This window comes from Duganella aceris (assembly GCF_011090165.1).
Taxonomy (GTDB): domain Bacteria; phylum Pseudomonadota; class Gammaproteobacteria; order Burkholderiales; family Burkholderiaceae_D; genus Rugamonas; species Rugamonas aceris.
Genome location: NZ_JAADJT010000024.1, coordinates 24,076 through 33,881 on the forward strand (window position 1 = coordinate 24,076; position 9,806 = coordinate 33,881).

Sequence of the window (9,806 nt, forward strand, 5' to 3'; positions counted from 1 at the left end):
CCACTAGTCTTCTCGAGACCATACTCAGATATCGGTGAATAAGGTCTCCTTGGATAACCTCGACTTCGGCAATTTGGCATTGAAGTCGTCGCCACCGCTGTAACCCAATGAAACGATCACGGTTGCGGTCAGCCCCTGTTCGTTCAGGCCCAGCTCGTGCTCGAGCACCTTGCTGTCGAAGCCTTCCATCGGCGTCGCGTCCACTTCCAGGGCGGCCGCCCCCAACAGCAGCGTGCCAAGCGCCAGGTAGGTTTGTTTCTCATACCAGTGCTGCAAGTCCTTGCGCTCGTAACGATGGATGTTGGTATACGATGCGCGCGAGGTGGCTTGCGACACCTTCGCCCGTTCATCGGCGAAGCGACCATCACTGACTTCCTGAGCCAACACGGCTGCGTCGTGTCCCGCATCCGTCGCTGCCATTGTGGTCAGGACGATCACATGCGAGGCTTCGCGGATCTTGCGCGAGTTGTATTGATAGTCCCCGTCGGTAGACTGCGCGACCCTTTCCTTGCCCTCCTGCGTGGAGGCGATGAAGAAATGCCAGGGCTGGGAATTGACGGACGACGGGGCGAGGCGCAGCAGTTCCCTGATGCGTTCGAAGACGGCATCAGGTATCCGCCGTTGTTGGTCGAACGACTTGACGGTGTGGCGTTTTGCCGCGATGTGTACGATATCCATGGTGTATTTTTTCGGAAGTAAGTGTGATGATTGATTGAAGACGCGAGCTTGATGGCTACTTCACATCCTTCAGGTCGATGCTGTACAACGTCACCGGCCACTGCACGCGCGAGACACCGTCGTTGAAGGCGGGAACCCGGTCCATTTGCGGTACTGGAAGCCACATCCGTGATTGGGCGTCTATCACAGGCGCGTCGACCCAGTGCAGGCGCGGATCGCTCAACACGGTGGAGATCGCGCCATCCGGCGTGCGTTTCATCAAGCTGCTGGTTCGCAGTTCGGTGTAGTACAAGTTGCCCTTGGTATCCGTGACCGAGCCGCCGATGGGGGGCAGGTCGGCCCAGGGTTTCACGGCGGCGGCCAAGGTTGTGGCTGCGACGGCGGGGTCGTCAAGCAACTTCGTCGGCACCTGTGACCAGGGACCCGAGAGCGGTCCATAGAACAAGGTCTGTCCGTCGACACTTAGTTCAAATGGATCGGCATTGACCGCCAACGGTTGGCCGCCAGCGCCGCGTACGATAGCGCCGGCGACATTGATTGGTCTGTCTGTCGGTGCAACGACCGAATGGTCATTTTCCAGCACACGGCGCGCTGCTCCAGTGAGGAGATCGACAACGATCAGGCCGGGTCTTCCCGCGTCCGTCAGGTAGGCATGCCGCCCATTGATCCTGATGTCATCGACATAGCTGCCTGGCAGGGCGACTGCCGGCCCGAACGCGATGGTGCGCACTACTTGGTTAGTCGCCAGATCTATTTGCACCGCCTTGGCGCCGCCGGGCAGCGGATCGCCGCCGAACTGTGGAGAGCCGGTGTCGATGATCCAGAGGCTACCGTGACCGTCGAGATGGATGGCATTGACGTTGACGAACGCGTGTTGGTTGTCTCCGCCTTCCTTCCAGTCGTTCCACTTCTGGTTGGGGTAGGGCGTGGGATCGCCGTGTTTATTGATCAAGCCGACCGACGGGCCTTTGGAACCAGTCCAGCGCGGGCCAGCGACGAACACCCGCCCTTTATCGACCGCCACGGCGTTCCATATCATGCTGTTGGAGCGCGCCTCGACCTTCAAAGTGGGCGCTGCAACACCGCTGTTTGCGGTGGCGAGAGCAAATATTCCCGCTGCCAGAACGAATTGACGAGACATGATATTTTTCCAGAGGTTTTGAAAGACTCAGGTTATTGCATTCCTTTGTGAATTAGAATCCAATTATGCGCATACTTTCTATTCAAAACTGAATGACCGTACACTGGGATGATTACCGTGTGTTCCTGGCGATCGCACGCCACGGGACATTAAGCGGCGCGGCGCGGGGGCTTGGCCTTTCCCAGCCTACCGTGGGCAGGCGTCTTCAGGCGCTGGAAGAAGCGCTGGCGCGCCCGCTATTCCAGCGAACCAGCGATGGCTACGTATTGACCAGCGAGGGTCATTCGATACTCGCGAGTATCGAGGAAATGGAGGAACAAGCTTCAGCGGTACAGCGCAGGCTTACGGGAGAATCCCAACTGAAGGGCATGGTGCGGGTATCGACCACCGAATGGTTCGGTGCCCACCTCTTGGCGCCGGTCTTCGCCGACATACGTGTCGACTATCCCGATCTCATCATTGAGTTGATCACGGAGACCCGTTTGATCAGCCTGGCCCGGCGCGAAGCCGACATTGGTTTCCGATTTCGCGAATTCGAGGAGCCCGACGTCGTGCAGACACGTGTTGCAGACATCGCGTTCAGTGCCTATGCAAGCCAAACCTATTTGCAACGCCGCAGCGATGCAGGCGCCCGCAAAGAGCATGTCCTCATCACCATGGACACGAACTTCGATAGCCTCGCCGACGTTGCGTGGCTGAGCCAGCGCTTGCCGCACGCGACGACCGGACTGCGTGCCAACAGTCGCGACGTGCAGGCCAAACTCTGCGCGGCAGGCGGCGGCATCGCGGTTCTGCCCAACTGCGTTGGAGACTCGACAGCCGGCCTGGTCCGCCTCGATCTTCAAGACGCACCGCCAGGACGAACGGTCTGGGCTGGATATCATAAAGATCTTAAACGTTCGCCGCGCGTGCGCACCGTTTTGCAAAGCGTGCTGCACCAGCTTCGAGAAACCAGCGTTTAGCGGCGCTGTCTTGTCCGACGGGCCTGACTTCGACGCGGCAGGCGCGAGGCGCTAGGCTCGCTGCCATCGTCGTCGTGCAAGTGCGCGCGGCGTCGACCAATTCAATCCGCTGTTCACGCGCCCTATACAGCATCTGCTGTCCTTCCCCGTCAACCTGGGCTCGCCCCGAGCTGCCGTCTGTTTCCCTTTCCTCCTGAGCGACGCGTGACCGATTTGCGCCATGCGCGTCCTAAATCATGCTCATCTACGTCGTTTGCTGCGTTGCGATGTCCGCCTACTATGTCTTCACGCAATCTTGCTTACCAAAAAAGGAGTCGCATCATGACGCAAACGTATCAAGGCACCGCGCTTATTACTGGCGCTTCCTCCGGCATCGGTGCCATCTACGCGGAACAGCTGGCCCAAAAAGGCTATGACCTCATTCTGGTGGCGCGCGACCGCGCACGCCTTAACGCACTGGCCGCTCGCATCACCTCGGCCACTCACCGTGTGGTCGAGGTATTGGATGCAGACCTGGCCATTCCCGCACAGCGCGGCCTGGTCGAAGCCAAGCTGCGCGACGATGCCAGCATCACGCTGCTGGTCAACAACGCTGGCGTCGGCACCCATACGCCGCTGCTGCAAAGCGACGTCGAGCGCATGGAACAGATGATCGATCTGAACGTGACGGCGCTGACCCGCCTGACATACGCGGCCATGCCTGGCTTCGTGGCGCGCGGCAAGGGCGGCATCATCAATATCTCGTCCATCGTGGCGATCGCGCCGGAAGTCCTCAACGGCGTGTACGGCGGCAGCAAGGCGTTCGTCCTGGCCTTCAGCCAGTCACTGCACCACGAGCTGGCAGACAAGGGCATACGCGTACAAGCCGTGCTGCCAGGCGCGACCGCGACCGATTTCTGGGCCACCGGTGGCCTGCCGCTGGAGCACCTGCCAGCCAACATCGTCATGCGTGCCGAAGACCTGGTGCGCGCGGCGCTGATCGGCTTTGATCGCGGCGAGCTGGTCTCCATTCCATCGCTGCAGGACGACGCTTACTGGGAGGCTTATGACGGCGCGCGTAAAGCCCTGGCACCGCACTTGTCGACCAATACGCCGGCACCCCGCTACACCACCGCTTAATTGACTACCCACATCACTTACTAAGGACAAATCATGAAACTGACCCAAAACACCATCTTCATCACCGGCGGCGCATCCGGCATCGGCCGTGGCTTGGCAGAGGCATTCCATCAACGTGGTAACAAAGTGATCATCGGCGGTCGCCGCAAGGCTTTGCTGGACGAAGTTGTGGCAGCTAATCCCGGCATGGAATCGATCGAGCTGGATGTGGCCGACTTCGCCAGCATCGACGCTGCGGCGAAGACGCTGATAGCACGCTATCCATCGCTCAACGTGTTGATCAACAACGCCGGGATCATGCCATTCGACGATGCGGGCAGCGTACTGGACGATGCCCTGACCCGCACTTTGATCGATACCAATCTGCTCGGTCCGATCCGCTTGACCTCGGCGCTGATCGAGCACCTGAAAGGACAGCCTGAAGCGACCATCATTCATAACACTTCGGTGCTGGCGTTCGTGCCGCTGGCCGTGACCGCGGTGTACTCGGCGACCAAGGCGGCGCTGCATTCCTACGCGATGTCGCAGCGCTTCATGCTGCGCGATACCCAGGTGAAGGTTCAGGAAATTGCACCACCTTGGGTGGATACCGACCTGATCAAAAAGAGCGGCGACCCGCGCGCCATGCCGTTGGATGCATTCATCGCCGAGACCATGCAGGGACTGGCAAACGATGGCGAGGAGGTCGTTGTTGAAGCGATCCACGGCTTCAGGGCCAATCCTGGTCCTGGCGAATACGGGGTGTTCAACGGCTTTAACGCCGAAATGATGGTCAACCCAATTCCGGTCTGACCGGTTGGCGCGGCTGCTTCATGGCGGCCGCGCCTTCGTTATGAGGTAAGCCATGTCTAAAATCTCTTCTCCGCAAATCCCCGTAGCGGCTGGTGCTAGTGTCGAACCTGGCTCTTTATACCCGGCGCTCTTTTTCGCACTGGGCACCTTCGCCATCGGCACCGAAGGTTTTATGATCGCGCCGCTGCTACCCAAGATGGCCGCTGATTTCGGCATGAGCGTGTCTGCCGTCGCTACGTTGGTGGTGGTTTTTACCCTAGCGCTGTCGCTCAGTTCACCCGTCACCACGCTGATGAGCGGGCGCCTCAATCGGCGCGATACGCTACTCCTGGCGATAGGCGTCTTCACCGCCGCCAACGTGGCGGCTGCCTTCGCGAGCGGCTTCAGCAGTCTCCTTGTAGCGCGGGTGTTGATGGCGGTCGCGGCCGGCCTGTATGTGCCAAACGCCAATGCCCTCGCCGGCGCGCTGGCGGGAACCGAGCGGCGTGGTCGAGCACTGGCAATTGTCAGCGGCGGCATGACCATCGCCATCGCGCTGGGATTGCCGCTAGGCGCTGTCGTAGGACATGCCTGGGGATGGCAAGCGACCTTCCTCGCCGTGGCGGTGATGGGGGCGGTTGCATTTGCCGGCATTTTGGCTGGCGTGCCTCGTCACGGCGGCGGTCGGCCGGCGGTAGCAACCATCGCCGATCGCATTGGCGTCGTGAAGCAGCCGCAGGTGCGGCGCCTGTTGGCGGTCACACTGTTCTGGTCGATCGGTGCATACACCAGCTACCCGTATATCGCCCCCTACCTGAGCGCTGTCCTGGGTTTTGGTGAGGGCGGCATCAGTGCGACCGTAACGCTGTGGGGCGTGTTTGCGGCAGCTGGTGTGTTGACCGGCGGCGTCCTCAACGACCGCCTCGGCGCTAACCGTGTAGTGCGGGTCGCGCTGGTTTTGCTGGCGGCTTCGTTCTGGCTGATGGCGGCGGCCACCATGCTTCCGCCCGCCATGGCGCAATGGCCGGTGATGCTGGCTGTCGCGGTGTGGGGATTTAGCGTGTGGGCATTTTTCCCGGCACAGATGGCCAAGTTGATCGCCGCAGGGCAGGCTCCGCAAGCGCCGGTCGCGTTGTCGCTCAACACCTCCACCATGTATCTGGGCTTTTCCATCGGAAGCGCTATCGGCGCCGGCATCCTGCATACCGGTGCCCTTTGGGGGATTGGCCTGCTGGCGGGCTTGTCAGAATTTATCGCATTATTTTTAGCAAAAAAATCCAACACGTAAAGGTACGCAATGAAAACCATCTACGCATTTATGCTGGCGAGCATGCTCGCTTTTTCCGGGGCCTCGCAGGCCGCGCCGACGCCCACCGATGTCCGGCTTTACCGCCTCGATTGCGGCACGATGCACTTCGGCGATCTGTCGATGATGTCCGACAGCGGTGAATACAAGGGACAGACCTACGATATCGTCATCTCCTGTTATGTGATCAAGCACGGCGACGACTGGATGCTGTGGGATACAGGCTTTGCCAAGAGTTTCCAGCAGGGCGTCAAGAGCGGTTCGCTGGAGATGAAGCTGTCGACCACGATCGTCGATCAGCTGCGCACGATCGGTCTCAAGAGCGACGACATCCGCTATGTGGCTGTGTCGCACTCGCACTTCGATCACACCGGTCAGACCAAGGACTTCCCGAATGCCACGCTGATGATGCAGAAGCTGGAATTCGCGGTCCTTTCTGATAAGAAGGCGGCGTCGGAACATTTCATCGAACCCGAGCTGCTGGGCATACGGCCCGATCACCTGAAACTGATTGATGACGATTACGATTTCTTTGGCGACGGTACGGTCAAGGCGATCCTGCTGCCAGGCCATACGCCGGGCCACATGGCGCTGCAACTGACGCTGCCGCACACCGGCCCAGTGATCCTGTCTGGTGATCAGTGGCACTTTACCGAAAACCGCGCACGGAACCAGGTGCCTACCTTTAACTTCGACCACGACAGCACACTAAAGTCGTCGGCGCGGCTGGAGGAAATCGTAAGCAAGACGGGCGCGCGGCTGATTATCCAGCACGAGCCGGCAGACAACGCCAAATTGCCAGTGCTGCCTGGCTACCTGAACTAACCGTTTTATGCACGCGACTCCCGCCGCAGCGATAGCGGTGGGACGCCAAAGCCGCGCACGAAGGCTTCGCGCAGGTGGCGTCGATCCCGGAAGCCTGTTTCTCGCGCGATTATTTCTAGCGGGTGTCGGCTTTGTTCTATCATCAAACGCGCCGTCTCAAGGCGCAATCCTTCAAGCGCCTTGGCCGGTGACTGGCCCGTCTCAGCGGTGAATACACGACTGAACTGGCGTGGGCTGAGGTTGGCGCTCTCGGCTAGTTCTTCCACGCTTACCGCTCGGTGCAGATTCTTGCGAGCATAACTAAGTACATTTTGGATGCGGTCCGACTTGGGAGACAGTTGGAGCAGTTCGGAGTGCTGGGTCTGTCCGCCGGAGCGGCGTTGATGCATCACCATCTTGTGCGCCACCGTGCGGCCCACATCATTACCCAAGTCTTTTTCTACGAGGGCCAGCGCCAAGTCGAGCCCGGCTGTCATACCGGCGGAAGTCCAGATCGGACCGTCAACCATGTAGATACGATCTTCTTCGACGTTGGCACCTGGGTGCATCTGCTGAAGCGTGCGGCCATACGCCCAATGCGTGGTGGCGCGTCGACCTTCGAGCAGTCCGGCTTCCGCCAAAATAAAGGCGCCGGTACAGATGCCGGCAACGCGACGCCAGATGTCGCTGTGCTTTTTAAGAAAATCGACCAGGTCGGCGGGCGTCGGATTGCCAAGCGGATCGGTGACGCCTAGCAGTACAAGAGTGTCGAGCCGCCCCGCATCGCTGATCGCCTTGCAGGAAACAGTTACACCCATAGACGAGCGCACCCCGCCAGCCTCTATCGCGTATTGTTCCACCGCATAGAAAGGCTGATCCAGGACAGAGTTGGCGAATTCGAATACTGATTGCGTGCCCAGCGCAAGCATCTGAAATCCGTCTGTCAACAGGTAGCCTATGCGATGCATGCTTTACTCCATGTGAAAATGATGTGACATCATATCTTGCATTGGTGTCGCATGCGGGGGTGGAAATTTATCCCTATAGATAGAGCTACCGTTGACCGAACCGGATCGCTGTCATTAGCAACAAGCTGAATTGCGGACCTACTACGCGTCGCCCTATCGAATATTTTCGCCTCAAGCTTCAACTACACGGCACCTAACGTCGGCGTCTTTTTTACCTGTCGCTGGTCGAATTTCATCTGTGCCTGTTGGATATCAGTTTGGTATGTCATCAGCCAACCGGATAGCGCATTCATTGGACCGGCGAGGCTTGCGCCCAGCTCAGTCACGCTATATTCCACCGTAACGGGGGACGTCGGCAAGACTTCGCGTTGGACCATTCCATTGCGCTCCAGATTTCGCAGACATTGCGTCAGGACTTTTTGGGATATGCCTTCGACCCGACGTTTAATTTCGTTGAAACGCATGGTCCGCTCGATAAGGCCGTACAAAATCAAATAGGTCCACTTTTCTGCCAGCTGTAAATCCATCAGCAGGGTTCTAGCGGTACAGGTTGTGAGCGTGGGCTGAGCAATATCTGGCGGTTTCATCCGGTTTCCTTCTGGTTACTTAGTGTTGGGTTGGTGCCTAATTGACACTAGGTTTCCATAATATATCATGCTCCCATCTAACAAAATATGGGAACCCAGCGATGAAACAATTTATGAAATCGATACTCCTGCAAGGTACCGGTGGACCCGAAAAGCTGGTGATGGTTGACGCACCAATACCGGTGCCGAAGGCCGGCGAAGTTTTGGTACGCGTTAAGGCCGCATCGGTCAATGCGGTAGATCGCCGCGTCAGAGAAGGCTATCTCAGTGAATGGATACCCAAGCCTTATACGGCAGGCACGGATTTCTCAGGCGTCGTTGAGGCGGTTGGTCCAGGCAGCGATCTGACTGTGGGCAGCAAAGTGTTCGGTGGCATTGCGCCCAATAGCGGCTGTTATGCGGAATACGTCGTCTACCAAGCCAGCGAATTGGCGACGATCCCGGACGGCGTTAGTTTTGAACAAGCTGCGGCGTTGCCTGTGGCTGGACTAACGGCTTGGGCAGCGGTGATGGATAGCGTGAAGCTCGCGCCCGGCGCTCGGGTGCTGATACAAGGGGCCGCCGGTGGTGTTGGCCACCTGGCTGTGCAGTTGGCCAAGTTGGCCGGCGCACATGTCACGGCTACGGCATCGGAGAAAAATCTTGATTTTGTGCGAAGCCTTGGCGCAGATCAAGTCCTCGATTATCGCCAATCTGGATTCGAACAGCATCTGCATGGTTTAAGTCTGGTCGTGGATGGTGTGAGTGCGGCCGGCATGGCGAGGATTTATCCGGCCATGAATAATGGTGCCACACTCGTGTCATTGTTTGAAGCGCCACCACCGGCCCCGGTTGGCATTCGTACCCAGCATGTGGCAACCAAGACCTCACGAGACAGGCTGACCGTGCTAGCGGAGCTAGTGGCAAGCGGGAAGCTTGTGGTTAATATTTCGGGCGTGTTTCCATTGTCGGCTGCCGGGTTGGCTCAAGAATCGGGCAAACAGGGGAAAATAGTGCTGCGCCCGTAGTATATGGGCGTAGAACTTGTTGAGTTGGCGTGAGCGAACATGTAAAGCAGTTCCAGTTGATACGCCATCTGCTGGCTACATGAACGCTAACTCAAGTAAGGCGACAGCTTAAAAGAGGCCGCGAGAACAGCTTGTTTTATGCGCACTCAGCGCTGCCGTGGCGGGGGACTGGATGGGCGATCACATGACGAAAAGCACCTGGTCTATTGCTGTCCGCGCCCTAGGCGCGAAGTGACACGATGTTTAGCCTTAAATGAAAATCCATTGCCTAAGGGCCAGCTAGTTCTATCGCAGATTGAGATAGCTCAGCATTGTTTGTTTTCGAAAAAAAACACCAACATGAATCGCCACGAGTTCTGTAGACACTTCTGAGCCATAATTCTAGGCTAAAGGAGTGAGTATGAGCGGGAAACGATATACGGAAGAATTCAAGATCGCTGCGGTCAAGCAAGTGGCGCAGCGC

At 58.4% G+C, this 9,806-nt stretch carries 10 protein-coding genes; 6 read left to right on the top strand and 4 right to left on the bottom strand.

Going from position 1 to position 9,806, the window contains the following annotated elements:
• Positions 1–24 precede the first annotated feature (24 nt).
• Positions 25–678 carry an oxygen-insensitive NAD(P)H nitroreductase gene (gene nfsB, locus GW587_RS30395; RefSeq protein WP_166108647.1) on the bottom strand — a complete coding sequence of 218 codons (654 nt, stop codon included), beginning with the start codon at positions 676–678 and terminating at the stop codon, positions 25–27.
• A 55-nt stretch (positions 679–733) separates the two neighbouring features.
• Positions 734–1,819 (bottom strand): L-dopachrome tautomerase-related protein, encoded by a 1,086-nt coding sequence (locus tag GW587_RS30400; RefSeq protein ID WP_166108648.1) that lies wholly within the window; start codon positions 1,817–1,819, stop codon positions 734–736.
• Between the two features lie 92 nt (positions 1,820–1,911).
• On the opposite strand from GW587_RS30400, the gene GW587_RS30405 reads away from it, so the two are divergent.
• The 5 genes from GW587_RS30405 (at position 1,912) to GW587_RS30425 (ending at position 6,802) form a co-directional block, all read left to right on the top strand.
• Positions 1,912–2,781 (top strand): LysR family transcriptional regulator, encoded by an 870-nt coding sequence (locus tag GW587_RS30405; RefSeq protein WP_166108649.1) that lies wholly within the window; start codon positions 1,912–1,914, stop codon positions 2,779–2,781.
• Positions 2,782–3,102: 321 nt separating this feature from the next.
• Positions 3,103–3,900, top strand: coding sequence for an SDR family NAD(P)-dependent oxidoreductase (locus tag GW587_RS30410; protein WP_166108650.1), 798 nt, complete (start codon positions 3,103–3,105; stop codon positions 3,898–3,900).
• 33 nt (positions 3,901–3,933) lie between these two features.
• Positions 3,934–4,692, top strand: a complete 759-nt coding sequence (locus tag GW587_RS30415; protein WP_166108651.1) for an SDR family oxidoreductase — start codon at positions 3,934–3,936, stop codon at positions 4,690–4,692.
• 52 nt (positions 4,693–4,744) lie between these two features.
• On the top strand, positions 4,745–5,959 hold the full coding sequence (locus GW587_RS30420) for an MFS transporter (RefSeq protein ID WP_166108652.1): 1,215 nt from the start codon (positions 4,745–4,747) through the stop codon (positions 5,957–5,959).
• 9 nt (positions 5,960–5,968) lie between these two features.
• Positions 5,969–6,802, top strand: a complete 834-nt coding sequence (locus GW587_RS30425) for an N-acyl homoserine lactonase family protein (RefSeq protein ID WP_166108653.1) — start codon at positions 5,969–5,971, stop codon at positions 6,800–6,802.
• A 5-nt stretch (positions 6,803–6,807) separates the two neighbouring features.
• Here the strand turns inward: GW587_RS30425 and GW587_RS30430 are convergent, their stop codons facing one another.
• A complete protein-coding gene (locus tag GW587_RS30430) occupies positions 6,808–7,749 on the bottom strand; it encodes a GlxA family transcriptional regulator (RefSeq protein ID WP_166108654.1) in 942 nt (313 codons plus the stop codon).
• A gap of 182 nt (positions 7,750–7,931) precedes the next feature.
• Positions 7,932–8,336 carry a winged helix-turn-helix transcriptional regulator gene (locus GW587_RS30435; protein ID WP_166108655.1) on the bottom strand — a complete coding sequence of 135 codons (405 nt, stop codon included), beginning with the start codon at positions 8,334–8,336 and terminating at the stop codon, positions 7,932–7,934.
• Positions 8,337–8,437: 101 nt separating this feature from the next.
• On the opposite strand from GW587_RS30435, the gene GW587_RS30440 reads away from it, so the two are divergent.
• Positions 8,438–9,343 carry an NADP-dependent oxidoreductase gene (locus GW587_RS30440; protein ID WP_166108656.1) on the top strand — a complete coding sequence of 302 codons (906 nt, stop codon included), beginning with the start codon at positions 8,438–8,440 and terminating at the stop codon, positions 9,341–9,343.
• Positions 9,344–9,806: the final 463 nt, after the last annotated feature.